A 25,386-nucleotide genomic window follows, 5' to 3' on the forward strand; every position below is an offset into this window, starting at 1 on the left:
GGTCAGCGGTTTGAGAGACGGGTCGAATGCGACCTGACGAGCACGCGGTCCTATGCGGACAGCGCGAATTCAAGGACATGATGGCGCGGGTGCCGGCAGCGGTCGCCATAGTCACGGCCGTCGTCGAGGGCGAGCTTGTGGGCTTGACGGCTACGTCGGTTTGCAGCGTCAGCGCCAACCCGGCGACGCTGATAGTTGCGATCGACCATGAATCGCGCTCGGTCCATGCCTTTCGGAATGCCGACCGTGTGGCCGTGAACTTTCTGTCCACCGGTCAAGAGGACCTCGCTGAGCTTTTCGCGACCAGGGGTTCCGACAAATTCGCAGCCGCGGAGATCGAGTTTCGGGGTGCACTTCCCCCGCGGGTGCTCGGCAGCGTAGCGGTCGCGGACTGCCGCCGCCACATGTCGCACGACGTCGCCGACCACCTCCTGCTCTTTCTCCAGGTGGAGAGCGCCGAGACAGGCAGGGGCGCGCCGCTGGTCTGGATGGACCGGGGGTTCGCAGGAGTCGTCGGCGAGGCCCCATGGAGCCGGTGAGAAGCGCCGCCTGATGGCGGCGGGGCGCAGAGCCGGGGATTTCGATGAATGGAAAGGGATGTGCTGCCAATGAACGACATAGCTGATCGCGAGTGGTCGGTCCTCAAACGTGTAGCAGTGGGCGAGCCCGCTCTCGGCGACGACGTCGAAGTATCCGAGCTCGATCCGGACCGGCTCACCGGCATGGCCTTGCGGCACAACATGGCCAGCATGCTCGCCGAGAACCTGCTCGACAACGGCCGTATTGAGGCGCTTCCGCACAAGCTGGGGAGACGCCTGTCCGAGGCACTGTGGGTCAACCAGCTCAAGGCCCGGTCGTTTCTGGAGGAATCCGGGAGACTGGTCGAGCGCCTGTCCGCTGCCGGAGTCCAGTTCGCCTTCACCAAAGGAGTGGTCTGCCAGGAGACCCTCTACGGGGGCACCGGCGCCAGGGAGTACAACGACATCGACCTGATGATCGAGTCTGATCGGGCCGGGGCCGTCGACGAAGTCATGGTCGCGATGGGATACGAGAACAAACGCCGTCTCCACAAGGTCTCAAGTCAGTGGACTGAGCGGAGCCTCAAGGAACGAGTGGCGTACCGGGTCTACCCCGACCACTTGCCGCACTACTACAGGGAGAACGGTCTTGCAGTCCCGAGGTACTTCTGCGTCGACTTCGCATTCACCTTGACCTGGTATAGCAGCCCGTGGTCCATACCCACAGCGACGGTTCTGTCTGCGCGCAGGCCGGTGCTGGTGCGTGCCCCCGGCCTGGAGCGCGAGCTGCCCGCCTTGTCTTCGGTGCACGATTTTCTCTTTCTCGTCCTGCACCTGTTCCGAGAGTCGTGGTTCGCGACGACGGCCTTGGCCGCGGACGTGCGGCTCGGCCAGTTCGCGGACGTCTGGCGCGGTTGGAGGGCGTTGAGCAGCGAGGAGAGGTCCGAGTTCGCAAAATGCCTGGCCGAGAACGATCTCCAGGTCCCGGTCGCCTGGGTGGCGCATCATGTTGATGCCACGCTGGGCTCGGACATGCTGGACGGCCTCGACCTACGGGAGTTCGCAGTGGAGGAGTGGACGACTAGCGGGCGGGACACGAAATCCTTCTTCACCTGGCACGGTGATATGGATCGCCGTTTGCGGGAGCTGTCGCTGAGTGTGGAGAGCTGCGAGTCCGTACCGTTCGTGGAGGCCGAATGAATCGCGAAGCAATGCTCGAATCCAAGTTCGACTTGGAATCTGTGCTGAAGCAGGTGCGAAAGTCTGCGCCTCATGTGGATGCCTCTTCGGAGTTCCCGTCCGAGAATCTCCAGGCGCTCAGGAGCAGTGGCCTATGCGGCCTCATGGTGCCCGAATCATACGGCGGACCGGGCGGATCGGTCTCCGATCTCGCAATGGTTGCGGAAAAGTTGGGCGCGGCCTGTCTTTCAACGGCACTCATCTGGGGCATGCACTGCCAGCAAGTCGACCTGGTCGTTCACTACGGCTCTGAAGCACTGAAGCGGGATGTTCTGCCTCGCGTCGCCAACGGGGAAGTCTACATTGCCTCGGTGACGACGGAAGCCAAGACAGGTGCGTCCCTTATGTCGGCGGATGCGGCACTGGGACATGAAGGCGATCGGCTGTCCTTCCAACGGGCCAGTCCCGTCGTAACCGGCGGCGCACAGGCCGATGGGTTTCTCATGACCCTGCGGGCCGGTGCGGAAGCGTCTGCAAAGGATGTTCGGATGGTCTATGCGGATCGCGACGAGGTGACGGTTGCACCCCAGGGCGGATGGAACTCCTTGGGCATGCGGGGGACGGCCAGCGCGGGGCTCTCGCTCGAGGGGTCGGTGGACCCATCACGAATTCTCGCCCCCGGCAGGGAATTCAGGGAGATCGCCATGGAGAACGTGATCCCCACTGGCCATATCACCTGGGCCTCCATCTGGCTCGGTGCGGCCCGAGGGGCGTTCAGGGCGCTCATCGCGTGGATGCGGCGCCCTCGTAAGGGCGGCGGGCCCGATGTGACCTCGGATCATCTTCGGTGGCAGCTCGCACGTGTTCGCACAGAACTTGCCGTGGTGGACGCCCTGCTGCGGGATGCAGTCGAGGAGTACGAGACGGCGCGCCGTGAGGGCGTGGAGCGGATGTGCTCCGTGCCCAATCGGATTCGTTTGAACACGCTGAAACTCGTAGCCTCGGAGCGCACGTTCGCGGCGGTGGACCAGATGATCGAGATCGGCGGGATGGGGATCGGCTATAACGAAGACTCCGCTGTACCCCTGGCGCGGGCTTTCCGAGACCTGCGGTCGGCGTCCTTGACACAATCCAACAATCGGCTCTGGAGCGACACAGGGAGCCTGGTCCTGCTGGACCGACAGGTCGAGCTGTAATTGTTTTTCGTGACATGAATTCAGAAGCCTCTAATGTGATGATTTCCTATATATTGAGACGAGGGCGATACTTAAAGCACCCGTGCATTAATTTGTCAACGTGACCAAACATTCAGGACCAGTGAAGGGTTACCCCAAGGGTGCAACCCCTATTTCTCTGCGAACCGATCTCGTCCGAGACGATATCGCGGTGCAGGTGAGCCGGGCGATGGGAAGACTCACGTCTATCACCCGGCGGCAGGAGGAAGTTCTTCTGCTGATAGCGGCTGGAGCCACGAATTCACAGATCCACCGTCGCCTCGGCATCGCCGAGACGACGGTGGAGAACCACATCAAAGAACTCAAGTACCGCCTGTGGGTCGAGAGCCGAGCGTTCCTGGCCATCGTTGGGTACCTCCACCTCATGAATTCAAGCGTCCTGGGCGAAGAGGAGGCCGTTCTCGCGGGCGCCGACACGGAAGAGAGCTGACGGCGATGCCCATATTGACCAGGCCCGAAGAGCTGCAATGCGATGACGTATACGTAGATTTGAAGGCTTCATCAGGCATTCCCCTGTTTCTAAAGTGCGAAGGGCTCAACCTCGCCGGGTCCATGAAATTGCGAGTTGCCGCGGCTATGGTCGATCGGGCCGAACGCGAGGGGCTCGTCACGCCCAGCACGACCCTGGTCGAGTCTTCTTCGGGAAACCTCGGTATCGCGCTCGGTCTGGTGGCCGCTTCTCGGTCCATCCCCTTCGTTTGCGTCGTCGATCCCAAGTGCAACCAGCGAGCGCTGGATCTCATGAGGGCCCTGGGTGCCACGGTGCACCTCGTCCATGATCCGGACGAGGCCGGCGGATACCTCTCGGCCAGGAAGTCAAAGGTCGAAAAGCTCTGCGAGCAGAACCCCGACTACTTGTGGCTGAACCAGTATCAGAACCCTGCCGCCTGGAACGTGCACGCCGAGACGACAGCGCCGCAGGTGGCCAGAGACTTCCCTTCGCTCGATGTCGTCTTCATCGGAGTCGGTACCGGCGGGACGCTCCGCGGTTGTGCGCAGTACTTCCATGAGCACCACCCGAACGTGACGGTGGTGGCCGTCGACAGCATTGGGTCGGTCAACTTCGGCATGCCGTCCGGCCCCCGCCATCTCCCCGGTCTCGGGGCTGGTGAGCAGATGCCCTTCGTCGACAAGGATCTCGCCGACGACTTCATCGCGGTCTCGGAAGGGGACGCGATCGCCTGCTGTCTGGAGCTAGCAGAACGCGGCTTCCTTCTGGGGGCTTCGACCGGCACGATCGTGTCCGGGGCTCGACAGTGGCTGAGTCGCAACGCGGGGAGGGCGGGTCGCAGTGCCGTCGCCATTGCCCCCGACTTCGGAGAGCGGTACCTGGAAACGGTCTATGACGAGGAGTGGCGAAGGAAGACCTTCGACTCCTTCGTTCGAAAGGAACGGCCATGACGGATGACAACGTGATCGCGGCGCCCGCTTTCCATGTGATCCCCGGAATCGCGGTGCGACGGCTGCTTCGAGGGGGAAGCAAGGAGGTGATCGATGCAGTGGACGCCGCCTATCGGCTGCACGGAGAGAAGAACACGGTGAACCCGCCCTCTCACTTCCTGCGCTACCCTGACCATCCTGCAAACCGGATTATCGCCCTGCCTGCTTCGCTCGGAGGTGACGAGGGGGTAGACGGGCTCAAATGGATCTCAAGCTTCCCGGCGAACATCAAGCAAGGGCTGCCGCGGGCTTCAGCTGTCCTGATTCTCAACGACCAGAAAACAGGATACCCATTCGCTTGCCTGGAGTCCTCTGTCATTAGCGCGACTCGGACAGCCGCTTCTGCTGCTCTCATGGCGCGGAAGCTGACCGAGTCCCGTGGCAGGCCGCGTTCGATCGGGATCGTCGGGACTGGGCTCATCGCCCGGTACATCCTTGAGTTCCTTCTGGCAGATGGGTGCAAGCCGGAGCAGCTCGTATTGTTCGACAAGGACCACCGCCAGGCGGAGTCCTTCGCCCAGAAGGTGCTCGGCGGCTCAGACCTCGATGCCCTCGTCGTGAACCGCCCAGAGTCCGTCGTCCGGAGTTGCGACCTCGTAGTGCTGGCGACGACGACGGCGCGGCCCTACCTTCACGGTCGCTCGCTGCTCGACAACTCCCCTGTCATCCTGAACGTCTCCCTGCGTGACATAGGCCCCGCCCTCGTATTGGACAGTGTGAACATCGTCGACGACGTTGCGCACGTCTTCCAGGCCGGAACCTCGGTGCACTTGACGGAGTCGCTGGTCGGCCACCGCGACTTCGTGGATGCGGAGGTACATGACGTCCTGGAAGGCTGGGCCCCTCCCCCAGACCGACCAGTCGTGTTCTCGCCGTTCGGGCTCGGGGTGCTCGACCTGGCCGTGGGCGCCCTGGTCTACCGGCGCGCGATGCAAGAGGGCCTGGCCACCGAGATTCCCGGATTCCACGGCGAGCTTGAGCGCCACAGACCCCTAGGAGCATTGAATGAGGACTGAGATTCAACTCGGGACGCTGCACCTATCGGAGCAAGAGCGGGCGCGGGCGTCTGAGTGGAGCATCGGGTGCGACTGGAACGCAGCCGTCCCCCGGAGCGTAGGTGCACTGGTCGCAGCCAAAGCAGCGGCCGACCCGGACGCGATCGCTGTGGACTGTGTCGGTGGTGTCCTCTCCTACCGGCGCCTATGGGAGAGAACGGGCGCCTTCATCGAATCGCTTTCGGACCGAGGGGTCGGGCCCGGCCATACGGTGGCGGTGACCGGCGGCAGGAGTGCTGACCTCATCGCTGTGTTTCTGGCAGTCGAGGCCATCGGAGCGGTCTATCTCCCGGTGCCTGCCGACTGGCCTGTCCAGCGCATGCGAACAGTGCTGGAACGCGGTGCCGCTGTGGTGGTCGACACCGATGCCCGACCGGAAGGTGCGACTCCGGAAAGGACCCGTGCCGAGGAGGCTGCCGTAGCCGCAGGCCTCGGAATACTGCAGGCAAGCGCAGTCGGTGCGTCAGCTGCGGCGGACCGCCCGCTTTCGCCGAGGGAAGTCCCAGTGGACGAGGTCCGCTACTGCATTTACACCTCGGGCACTACAGGGACTCCCAAGGGCGCATTGGTAGAGCAGCGCGGGATGATGAACCACCTTTGGGCCAAGGTCATTGAACTCGGACTGACCGAGAGCGACACGGTGGCGTTCACCGCCCCTATCGGGTTCGACATCTCCATCTGGCAGATGCTCGCCCCGCTTGCCGTGGGCGGAAGCATCGCTGTGGTGGGCGATGCCGACGTGGCTTTCCCTCGCAGGCTCGACCATCGCCTCACCACCGCCGGAGCCACTGTCGTGGAACTCGTGCCGACCATGATCGAATGGCTGGTAAGTGAGTCCGCGAAGCGAAACACGCCGGTCCTCGCAACGGCAAGATGGCTGATATCGACTGGGGAAGAGCTCACCGCAGGGCTTACCGGGCGTGTTCTCGCGTCGATGCCCGAGCTCGGGTTGATGAACGCATACGGCCCGACTGAGTGCTCGGACGACGTGACTCATCATGCCGTCACCGAGCAGGACGCGAATCTGCCTCGAGTCTATGTCGGGCGACCCGTAATGGGGTCGCGGCTCTACCTGCTGCATTTCAACGAAGACGAACACGGGTGGACGGCCGCGGCGCCTGGCACAGTCGGAGAACTGTTCGTGGGCGGCGTCGTCGTCGGTCGCGGATATGCGCTCGCCCCGTCCACGACTGCAAGAGCGTTCTTCACGGACGTGTTCGACGAGCAGTCCCCGACTCGGCGCCTTTACCGCACCGGAGACCTCGCCCGCTTCGACGGCGAGACCGTTCTCTATCTCGGACGTGTTGACCGGCAGGTCAAACTCAGCGGTGTCCGCATCGAACTCGTCGAGGTGGAGGCGGCCATCGATTCGCACCCAGGCGTGGAGCAGTGCGCAGCACTGGTGGGGAGCCATGGCGGCAAGCCCGCACTCGTCATCTACTACACGTCGGCGGCCGGCGTACCGCCCCATGACCTCCAGCAGCACGCGTCCGAGACACTGCCGCCGTCCATGGTGCCCAAGTCATTCCGGATCGTGTCCTCCATGCCGACGACTCCCAATGGGAAGATCGACCACCGGCAGTTGGCGGAATTCGAAGGAACTATCTGATATCAGTTTCACTTCCGCGGCGACCGCCAAGGGCCTCACCGTCATCGGCCTCGACCGCTCCCAGCGGGTGGTCGACGCGCCCTCGTCCTGGATTCAACCGTCCTGCCGGAGATCACCGAGAACGCCGGCTCTTCGTACTCGGGTTCAGGGCTCATGGTCCGCCTTCCGCGAACCTTCACCGAACATTTCGTCCCGCCAGGCAGATCGGTATACCGTGTCGAGGTATCGCTCGCCGAGGTCCGGCGAGATCGCGAGCGGCAGCTCGGCCTTGCGGTCGGCTTCTTCCGCATTGGCGGCAAGGATCTTCGAAGCCTGCTCCGCCAGGCTCAGCGGTGCCGAGGTCTCAAGGCGTCCCATGGAATCCTTCCTTTGCGCCCGGTCGCTTCGTCAGCCCGTCGACTGTGGTATCGGGAACGGAAACGTGTGACAGGGCTTGATTGTCACGCGAATCCGTGTCGTGTCTGATGATGCGTCACTGGATATGTTATCTGTGGTGAAAGATGGATTCTGCATGGCCCGCCTGTGGATGCGGAGTTTCAGCGAGAAGCTAGCTCGAATTTGCCGCAGACGAAGTCCTCGAGGCGGTTCGCTTTACCCACTCCCCGCACTGCCCAGCTGACTTTTACCTATCGAAAGGGACGAATTCATGGCGAGACCCCTCCGTGTTTCGGACGAGGACCAGTCTTGGGAGTTGCTGAAATCTATCGCGATCGGACGGCAAGGAAGTGCCGCCTGGGCTGACGCCGAGGATCGCATCCGCTCCGGCGGATTCAATCATGACGCGCTCATCGGGCAGGCAGTGCAGCACACACTCATGGAGACGACTGCCGCGTTTGTCGAAGCACTCGACGAGCGCCCCGTACTGCCGAACCGCACCCTCAATCATCTCGAGCACTGCCTCTCCGCCAATCGTGTCGCTACCGTTAAGTGTCTCGACGATGCCGCCGAGGCCGGCAACGCGATGAGCCAAGAAGGAGTGAGGTTCGCGTTCACGAAGGGAATCATCTGTCAGCAGACTTTTTACGACGGCCTTGGCGCGCGGCGGTTCAACGATATCGACATGATGGTGCACCCGGACGACGCAAAAGAGGCGGCAACGGTCCTGACAGGTCTTGCCTACGTCGAACGGCACTACTTCGACAACAGAACTCAGTCGCTGGTGCCGATCTCGAAACACCGGCAGGCTATGTATAGGTTGAGCCCCGATCACCTGCCGCATTTCACGCGGCTGAATCCCGGCAGTCTGCCCTCGCATACGGCTGTGGACGTCGCGCTGAGCCTGACGTGGCACGGTAGCCCGTGGCAGGTCGGAGTCGGCGACGCCTTGGATGAAGTTCAGGTCGTCGGCTGCAGGATCCCGGGCGGATCCGTAGATCTACTGGCGCTGCCGCAGGAATACGACTTGATCTTCCATGTCCTGCATCTGTTCCGGGAGGGGTGGTTCGAGCGTACCGTGATTGAGAAGGACGTGCGGCTTTCCCAGTTCACCGACGTCGTACGCGGGTGGGGGGCGCTGGAACCCGCAGCGCGAGAACGATTCGTGAATCTGATCCGCAGTTCAGGTATCGAACTGCCGGTCGCATGGGTTCTCTGCCATGCCGATGCAGTGTTTGGAAGCACTATGGCGGACGAATGCGGTCTGGCTTCCTACGGCACGTGGGAGTGGATGTCGAGCATGGCGGGCCGAGGCGGCTATCTGCGATGGGACGGCGATATGGAGCAGCGCCTGCGAAAGTCAACGACCGTCTCCCGGACCCGCTCCGAGAAACCCGAGATTCTGAACGCGACTTCGGGAAGGTGAGTGTTCTCTGGCTCGATTGAGCCAAAGGGACAGTGTTACTAGGACGCGAGGCCGTGCGTTGGTGTCTGGTCGTGTGTCGGGTCGAGTCGCTCGGACAGAACCGAAAGGCTGCAGGGCAGTTGCAGATCGTTCCGTTTCAGACCCTCGTAGCCGAGGCTTCGCAGCCGGCGCAAGACAGCGGGTGCCCGGAAGAACCTCCCGCCGCATTCGGCGTAGCTGAGCCGCGCGTCCGCGGAACCGAGCCGGTTGACGGCCCGCACGCAGTCAACCAAAGCCGCCTCAGCATCCGATGCCGCCACCGCATCTCGCCCGACGCCCGGATCCACCGACATCGCTCGCCGCTCGACGCGGATCCGATCAGGAACCGTTCGCGACACCGCCCGATAGGACCGCTGCGACTTCAAAAACGCGAACAGCTCGCCCTCGGTCAGCGACGGCTGCGACACGGCGACATCGGCAACGAGTGCCCCTTCCTCCAACCGAGTGCTCACCGCCCGCACTCCGGCATGGGCCCGCAAGGCCGCATCAATAGAGTCGGGCCGGAACGCATCACCCCGCGAAAAGACCGGCTCGCCGCGCAACGAGTCCCGAAAGGAGGCCGCGAACAAACCAGCGACCGCACCACGCAGGTCGCCGACCTGGCGATCGGGGTCGTCGTCGAGACAGGCGAGCAGATCGGTGATACTGCGGGCGATCGCTTCGGTATTGCCGCGCCCGACCACGGCTTCATTCCCGGAGACAAGGAACTCCAACCGGGCCCCGCTACCGCTAACGGCGACATAGAGATGATGCGAGAACGAGCGGTACTCGACCGGATCGCCCACCGTCGACTCCCATTGCGGGCCGGACCGACTCGGTGCATCCGCCGCATGATGGCCGCCCTCCTGCTTATACATGAAATTCAACGCGATCCGGGAACCGATCTCGCCCCCTTTCCGGCCATTGACAACCGCTCGCCACTCGGTGTACTCCAAGGTGTCCACCATGCTGTACCGATTCGCTTGAAACGTCAAACGATGAAGCCCCCTGGCGAAATCGCCGAACGACTGGTCCGCCAGCAACACACCCGGGATGATCACCGCGCGCGCCAGCGGCGCCACCACGTTCAACGCATTCCTGCTCACCCGACCATGCGTGGTCACATCCAGCGGCACGACCTCTTGACCGGTCGCTGCACCCAGCGCGATACCGAAGACCGCCGCGAACACCGCGCTCATCGGCACCTCGATCTTCTCCGCGACGCGTTCGAGCTGGCCGATAGCCGAGCGGGGACTCGAACGGCAATCGACATACCGGACGGTCTCAGGGGCCTCCCCGATATTGAAGGTCGCGACGGGAATGCGATCAAGCGCGTCAGCCCAGTACTCCTCGGCACGACGACGCAGCGCGCTCGTCTTCTCGGACCGCTCGTAAAGCGCGTAGTCCAGCGGCTGCCACTCGACCGGCGGCAAATCCGGCGACCGCTTCGCGAGCACTGACTCCATGATCACGGCAAGATCGTGCTTGAGGATTTCCTTGGCGCGGTTGTCGACCGCGATATGCGAGAAGCACGCCAGTAGCGCCGGCGCGCCGGTGCCCCGGCGCACCCGCCCGAAACGGCACGGCCACTCCGAGTCGACCAGGAAATCCCGGGTCCTGAACGCCTGCAACTGATCCGGGTCGGCTGCTGCGAGCGCATGAACCTCGACCCGCTCAGGACTCCAGACACGCTGCTCGGGACAACCGTCCTCGTCGACATCGAATGTCGTCCTCAGGATCTCGTGCCGCTCGACCAACACCGCGACAGCATCTTCCAAGACCCGCACGGAAGTGCCCTCAGGAACTTCATGCTCGAACCACCATCCCGGATACTGCGCCTTACGCTCATCCTGGAACGTCAACCATTCACCACAAGCCATCCCCCACTGCAAGGGCCCCCGGCGCACCAACTTCTTCATATCTCACTCCCGAGTCGATAAGCACAGTCACTTGCGCTTCGGCGAACGAGGCGCGCTCACGCTACGACAGATCGACTCTACTGGGGATCACCGTCGCTGACTGGCCTCGCGTTGTGGCATAAACGCGTGACGGCGATTTGATCATTGTCGACGACATCGGGCTCCTGCCGGTCAACGAGGACGCCAACGAATCGAAAGTCGTGATTACGATCAGGTGTGGACACGCATTTATATGCAAGTCGAGAATGTACCGATTCGTAGCATTGGTTCCGAGAATTCCTGCCGCTAACCTGCCTGTGTCCCGCCTCGTAAATCACGCCTCATGCAGCCACACTGAACTTGGCGGAAACATGCGACGGTATCGCCGACAACCTCGGTATGCATCGGCTACACCAGGAGACAACAGGCATCACCCGCTGTCTCAATCTCCACGTGAACGTTTTCCCCAAATGCGTTTGGTCATTCGCAGATCCCCTGGCGAGGCGGCCGCACTCACGCTCGTCGAGTGCAATCAAACCGCCGTGCCGATCCGGTACGGGAGCGCTCACACGTGGAGAAAATCCACGAGATTTGGAAAGACGGAATGATCCGAGTTTCAGTAATCGAAAAGCATTCGGTGCCACGCATGGGCCTGCAGAAGGTGCTTGCGGGCGACGACGCGATCACCGTCATCGACGCCGTCGACGGGCCTTGGGACTTCGCGCCTGAGGAGACCGACGTGGTCCTGTTCAGCTACTGCTCAGTCTGCGACATGCCCGCCATCGGCACAGTGAGCGACCTCGCGAAAAAATATCGAACGGTCGTATACTCCGGCAAGGAGACTCCTTTCTCGCTGCTGTCCTACCGGGACATAAACGTGAGAGCGCTCCTCCATCAGTCCGAGCCCGACGAGTCGCTCCACGAGGCCGTCCGCGCGGCCGCGGCGGGGAACCTCGGCGACGCCGTTGCGAGCAGTGCAGTGTCGCTTCCAGGACTGTCGCAGCGGGAGAGCCTGGTGCTCACACTTATTTCCGAGGGCTATACGAACGATCAGATGGCGCGGAGGATCGGCATCAGCAAGCACACGGTCGATACCTATATACGCCGCATCAGAAGCAAGTTGAAGCTCGGCAACCGGGCACAGTTGGCGTGCGCGGCAATGAACCTGGCGAATTCCTAAACCCGTCCCGTAGTGCACCGCGCTCCACCGTACTGAAGGTCATCGTCATGCTTGCGTCCCTTTCGAAGGGGTCATACGGCGTCCCGTTCCGCGCGCGGTGTGAACTCGTGGCGGCCGCCGTCGAGCACCAGCTCGCCCTCGGCGCCGGGCAGCAGTCCGCCGAGTTGACCGGGCGGGCAGAGGAGGACGGGTATCCCGAGCTGCCCAGCATAGACGGCGGCGTGCGCCAAGAGCCCGCCCCGCTGGAAAACCACCGCCCGCGTCGCGGGCTCGATCCTGCCCAAGACGTCGACACCGGTGCCCTCCTCCAGGTGGATCGCCCCGGCGCGGGCGCCGGCGCCCGCGCCGCCCGGTTCCACGACCGTTCCGCGCGCGACGCCGCTGAGCACCACGGCGTACCCGGATCGAGATCCATGTTCGTCGAACGCCGCCAGGTACTCCCGCGGCAGCGCCTTCGCATCGACGAAATACAGCTCGTCCTCCGGTGTCAGCACCCATTCGAGGCAGGTCGCGACGGGCAGGGCGTTGAGCGCCGCCAGAAGTCGGACCAATCCATTCGCGGACAGGCATCCGACTTCCCGCTCCGGCTCCGCCGCGTCGATCGACCACCGCGACGGGGTACTCCCGTCGCGATAGAAATTGCCGCCGCTGGGCCCCTGGGACTCGATGACGACCCTGCCGCGGGCGGTCCGGAGCGCGATCCCGTCGGTCCGATGCTCGACCCTGCGCTGTATGAGGAGGCGCACGCGGTCGTCGGCGTTCGCCCGCCGGATCCGGCGCACCACTTCGGGGATGTCGGCGGCCGCGGCCGTAGCGCCGTTGATCCCGAAGCGCACCGGTGGCGGCGCGTCCACCCGCACCATCCACGATTCAGGACCGGTCGACCGGCGCGCTCCGATCCAGTCGCGGAGCTGCTCGGAGTCGTCGGGTCCCGCGACCTCGAACGTGTCCGGGAGGCGCAGGCCGTGTGCGCGGATCAGCACCAGCCCATCCATCTTGGAGGGCATATCGTTCCAGGTCCGGTGCGGCGGGGGCTCGGCCGTCCGGGCGGCGCTCCCCGCGGCCTCCGGTCGGGCGGACCCGCTCACCCTTCGAATCCCCTGGCAAGCAGCGGCCCCGCGACCCGCAGCGTCTCGGCGGAAGGCAGATGCACCCGGGCGTCCTCCGCGATCGGACCGCCCGCGGCGATCGTCGCGCCCAACTCCGACAGCCGGGCGAACGTCGGCGCCTTGTCCAGCACGCCCCAGTCGCTCAACGGCATCCAGACGAGCGCGGCGATGTCGGGGTCGTCGGGCTTGAACGACGCCGGTTCCTCGGCCAGCTCTGCCGCGAACATGCACAGGTAGGTGAACGGCCCCGCCGGGAGGCCTGGCTTGTACGGCGTCGCTGCGTCGGCGTTCCGCTGCCGCTGCAGCATGAACGGGGCCGGTCGGTCGTCCGAGCGCGACCGTCTGAGCAGGTCGCCGTCGATGTCGTGCAGATAGGTGCGGGGCGATGAGAGGAGCCGCACCTGGACACCGAGCTCCTCGAAACCCTCACGTGCCGCACAGTCCCAGACCTCTTCTCCCGGTTCCTGGCCGCCTCCGACACCGCCGACGTTCCAGTCGGTGCCGCTCGCCTCCGCAGCGCTGATGTCCTCCGCGCTCAACGTCACCAGCAGCCTGCCCTCGCGGACGATGAGCACCCCCGCGCAGAACGGGCGTCCGCTGGTGAGGCGGCGCACGTCCACCGGACCGCCCGCGGCCTCCTGCCAGAACGACGACTCCTGCGAGTGCTCGTGGTTCTCCGACATGCTCGTTCCTTTCGACTACGGTCGAGGGCCCCTCCAACGGGAGCCCGGAAGCCAATTGCCCGAAGGCGAACCGACGAGTCGGCCACCCTTCGCCACCACCGATCCCCGCAACAGGGTCAGCACCGGCGCGCCGGTGCCCCGCAATCCAGCGAACGGGCCCTCGGGATTGGCGGAGTGAGTCACATCCTCGTCGATCGTCCAAGGGCGATTGGGGTCGATGACGACCAGGTCCGCGTCCGCGCCCGGGGTCACTGAGCCCTTCCGGGGCCACAGGCCCCAAGTGCGCGCGGGTTCGAATGCGGTCGCCCGCACCAGATCCGATCGGCTCAGGCCGAACTCGTCTCGCCGGGACCACAGTATCTGCAACTGGTGCTGGACGCCGATGACGCCGGGTCGGACCCGCCAGACGTCGTTGGCGCTCTTCTCCGCCGGGCTGTGCGGCGCATGGTCGGACGCGACGAACTGGAGGTCGCCCGTGGCGAGCGCCTTCCTCAGCGCGTCCCGGTCGCCGAGCGTCCGGATCGGCGGATTCACCCGATGGCGAAGACGCTCACCGATCGCCTCATCGGGGAGCAATAGGTAATGCGGGCAGGTCTCCGCGGTAAGGTCGACTCCGGACGACCGCACCGTCACAGCGGCCGCGACGCCCTCCGCGGCGCTCACATGCACGATGTGGACCGCGCAGCCGGTGTCCGCGGCGAACAGGCCGACCCGGCGGATCGCCTCCGACTCCACCAGCGGCGGACGGCTCGACCGGTGCGCCTCCAGACCGGTGCCCCGCCCGGCCTTCACCTTCGCGATGCCGTGCAGCACCATCGCATGGTTCTCCGCATGGACGGCCAGGCGCAGTCCGAGGCGGGCGAGCTCGCCCATCGCCGCGTGCAGGTCGCCGTCGTCCGGGGGCAGCGGGCAGCCCGGCCCCTGCTCGCTCTGCCCGAGGAAGACCTTGAACCCGACCGCCCCCGAGTCCGCGAGCCCCTCCAGTTCGGTCGCCTCGCCGGGGCCGAGCAGCGCGTAGAAGCCGTAGTCGACCCAGGAGCGGCCCCGCACGAGGTCGAGCTTCTCCGCGAACCGCACGGCCGTGTCGGTGGGCGGCTCGGTGTTGGGCATGTCCAGCACGGTGGTGACCCCACCGAGCGCCGCCGCTCCCGAGCCGACCGGGAAGCCCTCCTTGTACTCCATGCCCGGTTCGCGGAAGTGGACGTGCGCGTCCACCATCCCCGGCAGCAGGTACATCCCGGAGGCGTCAATCCTCCGCTCCGCGACCGGCATCGCCCCGGGCGGGCCGACCGCGACGAACCGCCCGCCATCGACGGCGACCGACGTGTTCGGGTGCTCGCCGACCGCATCCACGAGAGTGCCGTTCTCGATAACGAGGTCGACGGCGGGCGATTCAGAAAAATCCACTCTCGACACTCCCTTTCAGAAGCCGGGCGCTCGGGAGCCCGACTGTGCCGATGCCAGAGCGTCGGTGAAACCCATCATCGCGCTCAGCTTGTATGCGACCGAGGCCTCGCGGATGTCCGTGCTGCCGATGAGGAACTGGAGCACCCGCTCGAGTCCGATGCCGTAGCCCGCGTGGGGACCGCTTGCGCCGCTCTCGACGACCTCCAGGTAGGGGACGAAGTCTTCCAGGGTCGCGAGCCTCTGCTCGACGATATGCTCGAACATCGTCGAGGAGGTCAGCCGCTTGAGCAGCCGGTCGTACCGGTGCTCGCGAACCGCGCTGCCGACGGCCTCCCCGGCGAGCGGCAGCAGCAGGTCGGCACTCTGGACGACATCCTCGTTCGTGTCGTCGACCTTCATGTTGAAGAACTTGATGCCTTCGGGGTAGTGGGTGACGAACGTGGGGCGCAGCGGTCCCCCGTGTTCGCGGGCGACGAGCTCCAGGAGGTCGCGCTCCTGCACCGACCCCAGGTCAGAGCCCCACGGGACGTGGCCGTCGTCAGCGGAGTTGAGCAAGTCCACCGACTCGGTGTAGGTGAGCCGGTAGAAGTCCTGAGACAGCATCTCCCCCAGGTCGTCGATGCGGCCGCCGAGACTTGCAACGGCGTCGGGCGCGTGCTCGACGCAGGACCGGACAACGGCCTTCACCGATTGCGTGATCCGGCCCAGCAGCGCCTCGAACAGGAGCGACGAATCGTATTCGTCTTCGGAGCGGGCGATCAAGGGGTGATCGAAGCTGATCTCCTCCTCGATCAGGGTGAACTCATGCAGGTGACGCTCGTCGATCTTGTCGGTGCGAAAGCTCGGGGTGATGCAGTAGACGCCTTTCGACACGCATAGGGCGTGCTCGAGCGCGAGCTGGCCGGTCTGGGTGAGGTGAACCGGAGCGCTCCCGGCGACACGGTACAACGTGGACACGTTCTCGCATGCGCCGGTGATCCCCACCAGCACAGGTACCGCGGCCTCGGCGAGCCCGCTCGACCGGTAGTGGGCGCGCGCGCCCTCGATCGCCGCCTCCCGGATCGCGAGGAGGTGCTGGAACTCTTTGTGGATCATGGCCGTTCCTTTCGTCGGGTTATTCAGGTCAGAAGCCGAGGTCGCGCCTGCGCAGCGACAGGTATGCCTCGCGCAGGGCCGGGTCCATGCCGCTTTCGAGCGACACCATGTCCCCCACCAGCCGCGGGAACAGGCAGCCCGCGCAGCGGTGCGCCTTTTCGGCCGCCCGGACGGGGCGGAGCTGGAGGTACCGCCGGATCTCCGACGGCTTCGCCTCCCAGACGGCGGGCAGATCGTCGTCGTTGACGGTGTCGTTCCAGAAGCAGCCGACGCGTCCACCCGCGGTCTCGAGTCCAGCCGGGCGGCGGCCGGTGCCGGCGATCTGCACGTACCGACCCGCGCCGTTCGACCTGTAGCACTTCCAGGTGTTCCAGCCGGTCAGCCGTACAGGCGCGGTCGCGTCTCCCAGTGCCGCCGAGAGGAGCAGCCAGTAATGCATCCGGGGCGCGAGCGACCATGCGCTGACGCCGTCCACCGCCTGTCTGCGGTGCATCTCGAGCGCGGTGTTCACAAGGGACCGGAACCCTCGGAGCGTCGCGGGGTCGACATGCTCGATGCGCCCTTCGAAGGCCGACTGCATCGGAAATGGGTTGAGCAGGGCGCCGGGGAACGCCCCGGCCAGCTGGGTGAGGATCGTGTCGATGTCGGCGACATTGCCTGGGTGGACGGCGATGTTGAACAGCAGTGCCGGTCGGCGGTCCACAGGCAGCCGCTGCCAGAGTCGCGCCGCGTGGATCGCCTCGTATACCTTCTGGCGCTGGCCGTGGAAGGGGGAGACCCGCTTCCACTCGGTTCGCAGCTCCTCGGGGTCACACTGGAGCAGCCGCCCCAGGTCGGCGGGCGTCGCCACGTCGTCGGCACTGACGGCCAGGACGGCGATGCCGCTGGAGGCCATCCGCTCGAAGGACTCGGGCGACCTGACGGCGCGCCGCCCGGTCACGGTCAGATGGACGGCGTGTCCGCGCCGGTGGAGACCCTCGACCAGTGGGATGAAGTCGGGATGTGCCTCGGGGCTGCCGCCGAACAGCGTCACCTCGGAAGGCCCTTGCCGCATCGAGGAGCGGATCGGCTCCCGGAGGGCGGCGGGGATGGCGGACTCGTCGGCGTACCGGTCGAACTCGTCGGTGATGAAGTCCTGTTGGGCCTCGCGCGCGGCGGCGAGGGTTCGTTCGATGCCTTCGACGAGGAGGTCCGCGCCGGCAATGGTCGAGGCGACGGCCCCGCGGTTCAGCGACAGCGCGGCGGGGCAGTTGTAGTGCCCTCCGGTCGGCTGCCCCTTGTGGAGGACGGTGCAGTTGTGGTCGCAGAGGTAGGTCTCCACGAGTTCGGATCCCGACCGGCGCAGCACTGCCGTGATGTCGATCTGGACGGCTGCGTCGGTGCTCGGCGCCATGCCGAAGCGGGTGAGCCGTTCGAAGCTGGTCTCATCGGCCGCCATATACGTCCTCCACTCGCGCGATCTCGCTCCGGACCCGGCCGGCCAGCGCGTCGTCGCCGGTCGCCTCGGCGAGGACCGCCAGCTGCCGGTCGAGGTCCTCGACGGCCATCTTCACGGTCAGCCGGTGCCGCGAGTCGCTACTGTCGGGCATTTCGGACAAATCATCCACCTTGACCTGCCGCACCCAGTCGAGAGGGGCCAGTGCGTCCACCGACCGGCGTCCGAGATGGCGGTAGACCGGAATGGACAGCGCCAGGCCGAGCCGTTCGTCCGCCGGTCGCCATTCGAGTCCGGCAACGTACCGGAGCACGGCGGCGAAGGAGTCGATTCCCAGTGATGCGTCCTGCATGTGGATGTTGTTGGTGACCCTCGTGGCGCCTTCGAGGATGCGCCATTCCAAGGGGTCGACGGAGGTGACGACCGCTTCGAGGGAGAAAAAGCCCTGGAGGTCGAACGCCTCAGCGATGCGCAGGACGTCCGAAGTGAACGCAGGCACCTCCCTCACCGCGCCGTTGACCTTGATCTTGTGGTCGGCGTGGGTGAGCATCCTGTCGGTCGCCCGTTTGAAGCCAGGCGGGTACACCAGCGTCTCCGTGCCGAGTCGCAGCAGGTCCACCGAGACCTCGTCTCCGGCGAGGAATTCGCAGGCGATGAGCGGCCGCTCCAGTTTCGCGAGGTGCCGCACTGCCTCGTCGAAGGCCGTGGCGTCCTCGACGTAGCGCATCCCCGAACCGCCGGTGAGGTCGACCACTTTCACCACGAACGGGAAGGCGATGCCGGGGGCCCCGTTGCCCGTTTCGTCGGTCGCCACACGCACCGTCGAGGCGATGGGCAGATCGAGTTCGCGCATCGACCGGGCGATCAACGCCTTGTCGCCCCAGACCTTGGCGGCCCGGCTCGGCGGCCCCACGAGCCGGGTGTGCGCGGGGACCGCGCCTGAGTCCCGCAGCCGCTCCATGACTTCGGCAATTCTGCGGATGCCGTCGGGAACGGTGGCGCGCCCGAAGTTGACCACCGCGTCGGGCGGCCGTGAGAGCTCGCGGATCGCCTGAAGGGCGTCGGCGTGGACGGCCTCGACGTCCCGGGGCTGCCAGTCGCGCTCGTCCTCGCGCACGTGGGCGCAGTCGACGGTGAAGCCGATGCCGGCGCCGGCGGCGGCCAGCTCCCGGGTCTGCCTGCCGCTGCCGAGGCAGAGGACTGCCAGGTGCTCACCCATGCGCGCGCTCCTTCGCGATCCGCTGCAGGTCGTCCAGGCCGTCCGCGACCTTCGCGAACGCCTCCCCGTACTGCTCCACGATCTCGAGGGGCTCGTAGGTGAACGTTGGCAAACTCAGGGCGCAGTCGTGAATGGACTCGCTGACCGGCAGGTCCCCGGGCAGATAAGCCCGGCGGCCCTCGGGGGGCGAGCCCGCGAACGGCATGCGCTCGGCGCTTGCGCCGTTGAACATCGGCGACAGGTGGAGCGGGGCCGACCCGGGGCGTCCGATCTTGACGCCCTCCGCCCGCAACGCCTCGATGTACAGGTCGATCGGCAGGCCGTCAAGCTCCTCGGGCCGGTAGCGCGGTTTGATCCCGTACCAGGCGCCCATCGTCACCTCCGGGCCGACGTGCGGCTCATCGACGCCGGGGGCGACACGCAGCAACTCGAGCAGCCGTCCGTGGCGTTCCCGGCGCCGTTCGACCACCTCGTCGAGCCGGTCGAAGGTCGCGTTCGCCATGACCGCCGAGAACGGGTGCATTCGGTAATTCAAACCCCAACCGGTGTCGGCAAACTGCCGCATCCCGGGGGACCGCACCCCTTGCTCGGCCCTGACCCTGAAGTGCCCCAGGAGGAGCGCGCGCTCGTAGATGTCTTCGTCATCGGTGACCAGGATGCCGCCCTGCCCTCCTGAGACGGCCTTCTTCCCTTGGAGGCTGAAGCATCCGACGTCGCCGATGGATCCGACGACCCGGCCCCGGTGCGTCGCCCCATGGGCGTGAGAGCAGTCCTCGACGACCTTGAGCCCGTGCGACCGGGCGATCGCCATGATCGCGTCCATGTCGACCGGATGTCCCCACAGGTGCGTGACGACGATGGCCTTCGTCCGCTCGGTCACCGCCTTCTCCACCAGGCCCGGGTCGATGCCCTCGGTGTCCGACTCGCAGTCGACGAGGACCGGCGTCGCGTCGGCGGCGAACACCGGCATGACCGTCGCGAGGAACGTGTGGGTGGGCGCGATGACCTCGTCGCCCGGCCTGAGACCGCATGCCACGAACGCCGAGTGCAACGCGGCCGTGCCCGAGCTCGTCGCGAGTGCATACCGGACCGAGTGGTACCGCTCGAACTTCTCCTCGAGGACCGCGACATGCCCCTCCTCGCCGTAATAGGACACCTCCGCGCTCTGGAGCATGCGGTCGACCTCGGCCGCGATCCGGGCGTCGTAGGGCGGCCACGATTGCAGCGCCACGTCCACTGCCGGCGGACCTCCGCACAGTGCGAGTCTCGGTTTCATCGTTCCTCCAATGGTTCAGGGGTGGGGCGTTCAGGCTCCGACGCCGGCCGCACGGTCGATGGCCGCCACATCGATGTGGTCGTTGAACTGCCTGGCGACATAGTCGTATTCGGCTTCGGTATCGCAAAGCGAGGAACTCTCTCCCGTGGGGACGTCGTCGTAGATCTCGCAGTGCGGCAGCGCCCCGAGATAGGCGGTGCCGATCTCGTCTGCCAGTTCCCCGGCCCGCTTCTCGAGCAGTCCTGCGCCCGCTCTGACGTCGTTCAGCGCGATGCCCACGATTGATCCGCGAAGCCGCGGGTCCATTCGGTGCCAGGTGCCCCACAGGCCTGCGATTGAGCCGCCAGAGTGCGCTCCCGCGACGAGGACCGCCGCCGGAGCGGCCACCGACGCCGCAAAGGTGTTCGCCGGGTCGGTGACGCCGGCCAGTTCGGCGCAGCTGCCCGCCCCTTCGATCACGACCGCTTCCGAGCGGGCCTCGATCTCGGCGTATGCGGCCCGGACGGCCGACAGCACCCGCGGAACGTCCTCCGGATCGAACAGCGGCGTGTCCTCCGCGAGCAGCTCCGCAGCGCCGATCCGCTCGCCCTTCACCAGCAGGTCCCCCGCCATCGGGCCGAGACGCACCACCTGAACGGGACCGTTGCGGTCGCCCAGTTCGCAGCGTGCGGCCGCCCCGAGGTGCCAGAGGCGGAAATCCAGGTCCAGGTCTCCCCGGCGCTCGCGGCGCTTGGTGACCGAGACGGGCTTGAACGGACTGACGCGCAGGCCCGCATCGCTCAGCAGGCGGCAGTGCGCCCGCGTGAAGACGGTCTTCCCGGCGTTGGCGCTGGCGCCGAGGTACATGATCCGGCTGGCGCTCATCGGGGCACCGCGGTCTCCGCGATCGCGGCGCCGTCCGCCGCGGCATCCGATCCGCTCTCAAGGAATTGCTCGAAGTTCACCCTCGGCTCGTAGCCGAGTTCCTTCTGGGCCTTAGCGATGCAAACGACGCGGTGCAGCCGCCGCGGCAGCTCGAGTCCGTGCCGGGCCAGGGCCTCCCCGGCGCCCGGATAGCGTTCCTCGATCAACCGGTCCGCCCGGGTCTCCAGGTCGTCGAGGTCGCCGCGGTCAAAACGGGTCTTCGAGGCGACGCAATAGACCTGGAAGCCCTCACCTCCTGCCGCGACGGCCTGGAGCGCGGCATGCGCCACATCGGACACGTCGACCGCGCCGGAGAGCTTGGCGAGGTTGAAACTCGCAACGTCGCCGACCCAGAACCGGCCCGGACGCAGCACCGTCACCGAAATGCCGTAGCGGCGCACGGCGTACTCGGACAGCTGCTCGCACAGGACCTTGCAGAGGTCGTTGCTGTCAGTCGGCCGCACAGGCGTTTCCTCGTCGGCCCAGGCCGTACTGGTAAACGGCAGCGACGACGAGAGCCCGTACACCGATGTGGACGAGATCAAAACGACGTGCCGAATGCCGGCCTTCGCCGCGTTCCGGAGCACGCTCTCGGTCCCCTGCACGTTGACTCTCATGAACTCGCGGACCGGGTACCGGTTCAGATGCACGCCGTGCAGGGAGGCCGCGTGGACCACGGTGTCACACCCGAGCATGCAGTCGCGCAGCCCCGGGCCGTCGTTGACGTCCCCTCGGACCACGTTGACGCCGTCGGCAACGTCGTAGAGCGTCATCCGCGTGCCCCCGGCCGCCGCCGACCGCTGCAGCACCCTGCCGAGCTGGCCCGCACCCCCCGTCACCAGTACCCGAGCTGCTTCCACAGCCGCCACCTCTCTCAGTAGCCGAGGTACCGCGCGCGAACGCGCCGGTACGGCTCAGCGGAAGCGGAGGTCAAGCCCAGTTCGAGGCTGACCGCGTCCATCGACATGCGGGGGAACAGACACCCGCGGCAGCGCCACTCGGCGCCCGCGGCCGACTCCCGGCGCCCCTCCAGCACCCAGTCCGCGACGGTCCGAGTGTCGAGGTCCCAGAACTGGCGGTTGTCGGTGACGGTCTCGTGGTTCCAGAAGCAACCCAAGTGCCCGCCGGGGAGCGCGGTCTCGTGCGAGCTACGCGCTGCCATGCCCACCTGCACGCATCGGCCGGCGCCTCTACGCGAGTAGCACTGCCACACGCCCTTGCCCCCGACCCGGTCGCTCGCCTCGACGGCGGACCCGTCCAGCAGCGCTCGCATGAGGATCCAGTAGCCGATCCGCGGCGCGAGGTTCCACCGCGCCGGCTCACCGGTCAAGCGGTCCCGGTGGACCTGAATGGCCGTGTCCGCGAACTCGCTCAGGCGATGCAGGTCGACCTCGCCGAGCTCGCCGCGCTGCCCCATGAACGCCGTCTGCACCGGGTACGGATTCAGGACCGCGCGGCCGTCGGTGTGATGGCTGAGGCGGTCCAGCAGCGCTGCCGCATCCTTCAGGTTGCCCCGGTGCAGGACGATGTTGAACAAGACGGCCGGAAAGCCCTCGTGCTCCTGCGCCATCTTGCAGATCTGCACGGCCTCGATCGCCTTGCGGCGCTGGCCGTGCTGCCAGGGGGTAGTGCGCCACAGCCTCGCGAGTTCGTCGAACCCGAGGGAGAACAGGCGGTCCACGTCGTCGGCGGACTCGAAGTCGTCGGCGCCGAGCCCGATGACCTCCGGCGGTCGGGCCAGGAAGTCTGCGAGGAACCGCTCGTCGCTGACGATCCGGCGGCCCGTGGTCGTCAAATGCACCTCGGCGCCGGCTCCCTGGATCCCTTCGATGATCTCGAGCACGTCAGGGTGCGTCTCCGGGCTCCCCCCGAAGAGGTTCACCACGATCTTCCGGTTCGACAGGGCGGCGGTGTAGTCGGGCCGCAGTGCCTCGGGAATCGACTCCCGCTCGAAATACGCTTCGAGGTCGGCCGTGAGGAATTCCTGCTGTGCCGTGCGGATGCCGTCGATGGTGGACAGCAGTCCTTCCAGAAGCTTCGCGCCCGGCGCCAGGCTCGTGCTCCGCGCGCCACGGTTCAGGGACATCGCTGCTGGGCAGGTGTAGTTGCCGCCGGTGGCGACCCCGTGCACGGTCGTCGTGCAGTTGTGGTCGCAGAGGGTGATCTCCGCCCGCGAGCCCTGCGACTCTTTGTGGACGACGTTCAGGTCGATTTGGACGGTAGCGAATCCGTCCGCGACCAGGCCGAGGCCGGTCAGGGTCGAGCCGGTGCCGTCCGCCGCTCGGGCCAGCGCGGACGCGAACCCGTCGCGGAGCATCGATTCCGGCGGTCCGGCGGCTGCCTGCCCATAAGTTGAAACGGCTTCCATCCAGTTCTCCACCCTGAAATCGAGAGGAATGCGATTGATCCGGAGCGGGAAGCGCCTTCCAGAGACGGTCTCGAAACCGTCTCCGCCACTCCCCCTCGTCTAACAGGGACCAACGTAGACCGCTCGCATGCCATCCGGCACGACACGGATTCGCGTGACAATCAGTCCGTGCCCCGTAAATCCGCTTCATGCGCCGTCTCAACGCCGGAGCTACCCTGTCCGAATCGACTAGGAGGTCGAGAACCGGAGCGTGCAATGAACCCTGACACCGTAAGCCTCATCCCGAAAGTCGATTTGCACGTGCATCAAGAATCCAGTCCTCGATTGGATCGCGTGCTCTCACGGTCGACGCCGCGGGAGCCATTCGACTGGCAGTCGTGGTCGGCCGACATGATCGCGCGAACGCCGCCCGGAATAGAGCGGCTTCGCGAACTCGCGTCCGTTCATCCGGTGCCGCAGGAACTCGACCAGGATCCCGAATTGTTCATCGCGCGCCATGTGGACCTCTTCTCCGAGGCGGCGTCGGACGGCGCGGTGCTGGTGGAGGTGCGCTGCGGACGGAAGTCGGTGCGCCGCCCCGACTTCATTCCCCTGTTCCGGGAGGCGGAGCGCCGCGTTCGAATGCACCATCCGCATTTCCATGCGGAGCCGGTCATGATGTTCAAACTCTGGTACGGCGAGCACGAGACCGAATCCCTGATGTCGGAATGCCTCCGCTTGGCCGGAGGAGTCGCCGGTATCGATTTCGTCTATGAACCGTACGATCGGGAGGCCGATTGGAGCCTCGCGTACCGGGTGGCGGACAGACTCTCTTCAGAGGGATTCGGCATCACCGCGCACGTCGGGGAATTTTCCACGGCCAATATCCGATCGGCTCTGAAGATGCCCGGACTCAGCAGGATCGGGCACGGCTTGCAGGCTGCGGAGTCGCCTGAACTGCTCAATCTCATTGGAGAGTCCGGAATTCTCGTGGAATGCTGCCTGACCAGCAATGTGAAACTCGGAGCTGTGCGTGAACTGGAGGATCACCCCATTCGACGCATGATGGATCTCGGCATTCGGGTGGGACTGGGCACGGACGATCCGGTCCAGCTCTGCACCACCATCGGCGCCGAATACGCGCGGGCGGGCGACCTCGGACTCGGCGATGCGGAGCTGCTGCGCGTCTCCACGGACGCGGTGCAGGCGTCGTTCCTGCCCGAGGACGCCAAGGCGCGGCTCCGCACGCTGCTGGAGCCGTTCGAGCACGGCCTCACCGCTGAGGGAAGGAAGGCGTTCGAAAGCGATGTCTGACGAGGAATTGAAGGAGATCGTCCAATCGGGCTATGACACGGTGTCATACGCCTACAGAGACGATGAGGACGCTCCACCGCAGTACCGGCCGTGGATCGAGCAGCTGCTCCACGAGCACCCGCCGGGAACCGAGGTCCTCGACATCGGCTGCGGCTGCGGGGTTCCCATGTCCAAGTCGCTGGCCGAGTCCGGGCATGCGGTCACCGGAATCGACATCAGCGAGGTGCAGATCGCCCGGGCTCGCCGCCTCGTCCCGTCGGCGCGCTTCTTCTGCGGCGACGCGACGGCGTTCCCGTTCCCCGACCGATCCTTCGACCTGATCCTGTGCCTGTACACCCTGTGGCACGTTCCGCTGCCGAACCAGGAGTCCTTCATAGGCCGCATGAGCCGGTGGCTCCGACCGGGCGGTGCGCTGCTCGCCACGGTGGCGGTCAGCGAATGGGAGGGCGTCAAGGACGGCTGGCTCGAGGGCGGCTCCAGAATGTGGTGGGGGCACCGCGATCTCGACACGTACCGCACGTGGTTCGACGCGGCCGGTTTCGACATCGAGTCCGACGAGTTCATTTCGCTCGGCCGCGGCAAGCAGCAGGCTCTCTGGACTCGACGCCGTTGAGGAGGGCCCCTACCGGTGCTGCCGGGACCGGCTCTCGTACAGCTCCGAGTAG

The 25,386-nt window shown here is 65.9% G+C and carries 23 protein-coding genes; 11 read left to right on the forward strand and 12 right to left on the reverse strand.

What is annotated here, in order from left to right; all coding sequences use genetic code 11:
- Nucleotides 1-26 precede the first annotated feature (26 nt).
- From FAB82_RS20220 to FAB82_RS20250, 7 genes are all read left to right on the forward strand, one after another.
- The gene (locus tag FAB82_RS20220; RefSeq protein ID WP_136536367.1) at nucleotides 27-539 is read left to right on the forward strand and encodes a flavin reductase family protein; all 513 of its coding nucleotides are present in this window, start codon (nucleotides 27-29) and stop codon (nucleotides 537-539) included.
- A gap of 69 nt (nucleotides 540-608) precedes the next feature.
- A complete protein-coding gene (locus tag FAB82_RS20225) occupies nucleotides 609-1,718 on the forward strand; it encodes a nucleotidyltransferase family protein (RefSeq protein WP_168801689.1) in 1,110 nt (369 codons plus the stop codon).
- On the forward strand, nucleotides 1,715-2,893 hold the full coding sequence (locus tag FAB82_RS20230) for an acyl-CoA dehydrogenase family protein (protein WP_136536369.1): 1,179 nt from the start codon (nucleotides 1,715-1,717) through the stop codon (nucleotides 2,891-2,893). Before FAB82_RS20225 ends, FAB82_RS20230 begins: the two co-directional genes overlap by 4 nt.
- Before the next feature lie 100 nt (nucleotides 2,894-2,993).
- Complete coding sequence (locus FAB82_RS20235; protein ID WP_136536370.1) at nucleotides 2,994-3,362, forward strand: helix-turn-helix domain-containing protein; 369 nt, start codon at nucleotides 2,994-2,996, stop codon at nucleotides 3,360-3,362.
- 5 nt (nucleotides 3,363-3,367) lie between these two features.
- Nucleotides 3,368-4,333 carry a 2,3-diaminopropionate biosynthesis protein SbnA gene (gene sbnA, locus FAB82_RS20240; RefSeq protein ID WP_136536371.1) on the forward strand — a complete coding sequence of 322 codons (966 nt, stop codon included), beginning with the start codon at nucleotides 3,368-3,370 and terminating at the stop codon, nucleotides 4,331-4,333.
- The gene (gene sbnB / locus FAB82_RS20245) at nucleotides 4,330-5,388 is read left to right on the forward strand and encodes a 2,3-diaminopropionate biosynthesis protein SbnB (protein ID WP_211116719.1); all 1,059 of its coding nucleotides are present in this window, start codon (nucleotides 4,330-4,332) and stop codon (nucleotides 5,386-5,388) included. The genes sbnA and sbnB overlap by 4 nt, the downstream gene beginning before the upstream one ends.
- Nucleotides 5,378-7,036 carry an AMP-binding protein gene (locus FAB82_RS20250; RefSeq protein ID WP_136536372.1) on the forward strand — a complete coding sequence of 553 codons (1,659 nt, stop codon included), beginning with the start codon at nucleotides 5,378-5,380 and terminating at the stop codon, nucleotides 7,034-7,036. Before sbnB ends, FAB82_RS20250 begins: the two co-directional genes overlap by 11 nt.
- Before the next feature lie 144 nt (nucleotides 7,037-7,180).
- On the opposite strand, the gene FAB82_RS27595 is transcribed toward FAB82_RS20250, so the two are convergent.
- Complete coding sequence (locus FAB82_RS27595; RefSeq protein WP_211116720.1) at nucleotides 7,181-7,393, reverse strand: hypothetical protein; 213 nt, start codon at nucleotides 7,391-7,393, stop codon at nucleotides 7,181-7,183.
- 289 nt (nucleotides 7,394-7,682) lie between these two features.
- On the opposite strand from FAB82_RS27595, the gene FAB82_RS20260 reads away from it, so the two are divergent.
- Nucleotides 7,683-8,837 (forward strand): nucleotidyltransferase family protein, encoded by a 1,155-nt coding sequence (locus FAB82_RS20260; RefSeq protein WP_136536373.1) that lies wholly within the window; start codon nucleotides 7,683-7,685, stop codon nucleotides 8,835-8,837.
- Nucleotides 8,838-8,875: 38 nt separating this feature from the next.
- Here FAB82_RS20260 and FAB82_RS20265 read toward each other — a convergent pair whose 3' ends face one another.
- Entirely contained in the window at nucleotides 8,876-10,774 is a 1,899-nt protein-coding gene (locus FAB82_RS20265) for a condensation domain-containing protein (protein ID WP_136536374.1), read from the reverse strand.
- Between the two features lie 625 nt (nucleotides 10,775-11,399).
- Here FAB82_RS20265 and FAB82_RS20270 point away from each other — a divergent pair.
- Nucleotides 11,400-11,933 carry a response regulator transcription factor gene (locus FAB82_RS20270; RefSeq protein ID WP_168801690.1) on the forward strand — a complete coding sequence of 178 codons (534 nt, stop codon included), beginning with the start codon at nucleotides 11,400-11,402 and terminating at the stop codon, nucleotides 11,931-11,933.
- A gap of 71 nt (nucleotides 11,934-12,004) precedes the next feature.
- Here FAB82_RS20270 and FAB82_RS20275 read toward each other — a convergent pair whose 3' ends face one another.
- The 10 genes from FAB82_RS20275 to FAB82_RS20320 all read right to left on the reverse strand — a co-directional run bounded on the left by FAB82_RS20275 (nucleotide 12,005) and on the right by FAB82_RS20320 (nucleotide 23,428).
- Entirely contained in the window at nucleotides 12,005-12,916 is a 912-nt protein-coding gene (locus FAB82_RS20275) for a hypothetical protein (protein WP_136536376.1), read from the reverse strand.
- A 101-nt stretch (nucleotides 12,917-13,017) separates the two neighbouring features.
- The gene (locus FAB82_RS20280; RefSeq protein WP_136536377.1) at nucleotides 13,018-13,725 is read right to left on the reverse strand and encodes an NUDIX domain-containing protein; all 708 of its coding nucleotides are present in this window, start codon (nucleotides 13,723-13,725) and stop codon (nucleotides 13,018-13,020) included.
- Nucleotides 13,726-13,740: 15 nt separating this feature from the next.
- Nucleotides 13,741-15,132, reverse strand: a complete 1,392-nt coding sequence (locus FAB82_RS20285; protein WP_168801691.1) for a dihydroorotase — start codon at nucleotides 15,130-15,132, stop codon at nucleotides 13,741-13,743.
- 15 nt (nucleotides 15,133-15,147) lie between these two features.
- The gene (locus FAB82_RS20290; RefSeq protein ID WP_136536379.1) at nucleotides 15,148-16,227 is read right to left on the reverse strand and encodes an amino acid--tRNA ligase-related protein; all 1,080 of its coding nucleotides are present in this window, start codon (nucleotides 16,225-16,227) and stop codon (nucleotides 15,148-15,150) included.
- A gap of 28 nt (nucleotides 16,228-16,255) precedes the next feature.
- Nucleotides 16,256-17,665: a radical SAM family protein gene (locus FAB82_RS20295; protein ID WP_136536380.1), complete on the reverse strand. Its 1,410-nt coding sequence runs from the start codon at nucleotides 17,663-17,665 to the stop codon at nucleotides 16,256-16,258.
- Nucleotides 17,652-18,881, reverse strand: a complete 1,230-nt coding sequence (locus FAB82_RS20300) for an ATP-grasp domain-containing protein (RefSeq protein WP_136536381.1) — start codon at nucleotides 18,879-18,881, stop codon at nucleotides 17,652-17,654. Before FAB82_RS20300 ends, FAB82_RS20295 begins: the two co-directional genes overlap by 14 nt.
- Nucleotides 18,874-20,157 (reverse strand): DegT/DnrJ/EryC1/StrS family aminotransferase, encoded by a 1,284-nt coding sequence (locus FAB82_RS20305; protein WP_136536382.1) that lies wholly within the window; start codon nucleotides 20,155-20,157, stop codon nucleotides 18,874-18,876. The genes FAB82_RS20300 and FAB82_RS20305 overlap by 8 nt, the downstream gene beginning before the upstream one ends.
- A gap of 30 nt (nucleotides 20,158-20,187) precedes the next feature.
- Complete coding sequence (locus tag FAB82_RS20310) at nucleotides 20,188-21,021, reverse strand: P-loop NTPase family protein (protein ID WP_136536383.1); 834 nt, start codon at nucleotides 21,019-21,021, stop codon at nucleotides 20,188-20,190.
- Nucleotides 21,018-21,920 (reverse strand): NAD-dependent epimerase/dehydratase family protein, encoded by a 903-nt coding sequence (locus FAB82_RS20315; RefSeq protein WP_168801692.1) that lies wholly within the window; start codon nucleotides 21,918-21,920, stop codon nucleotides 21,018-21,020. The genes FAB82_RS20310 and FAB82_RS20315 overlap by 4 nt, the downstream gene beginning before the upstream one ends.
- A gap of 14 nt (nucleotides 21,921-21,934) precedes the next feature.
- On the reverse strand, nucleotides 21,935-23,428 hold the full coding sequence (locus FAB82_RS20320; protein ID WP_136536385.1) for a radical SAM family protein: 1,494 nt from the start codon (nucleotides 23,426-23,428) through the stop codon (nucleotides 21,935-21,937).
- Between the two features lie 255 nt (nucleotides 23,429-23,683).
- Here FAB82_RS20320 and FAB82_RS20325 point away from each other — a divergent pair, with 255 nt between their 5' ends.
- Both FAB82_RS20325 and FAB82_RS20330 read left to right on the forward strand, forming a co-directional pair.
- The gene (locus FAB82_RS20325) at nucleotides 23,684-24,721 is read left to right on the forward strand and encodes an adenosine deaminase family protein (RefSeq protein ID WP_136536386.1); all 1,038 of its coding nucleotides are present in this window, start codon (nucleotides 23,684-23,686) and stop codon (nucleotides 24,719-24,721) included.
- Nucleotides 24,714-25,334 (forward strand): class I SAM-dependent methyltransferase, encoded by a 621-nt coding sequence (locus FAB82_RS20330; RefSeq protein WP_136536387.1) that lies wholly within the window; start codon nucleotides 24,714-24,716, stop codon nucleotides 25,332-25,334. Before FAB82_RS20325 ends, FAB82_RS20330 begins: the two co-directional genes overlap by 8 nt.
- The last annotated feature ends 52 nt before the right edge of the window (nucleotides 25,335-25,386 follow it).

Source organism: Glycomyces buryatensis, from assembly GCF_004912275.1.
GTDB classification, from domain to species: domain Bacteria; phylum Actinomycetota; class Actinomycetes; order Mycobacteriales; family Micromonosporaceae; genus Glycomyces; species Glycomyces buryatensis.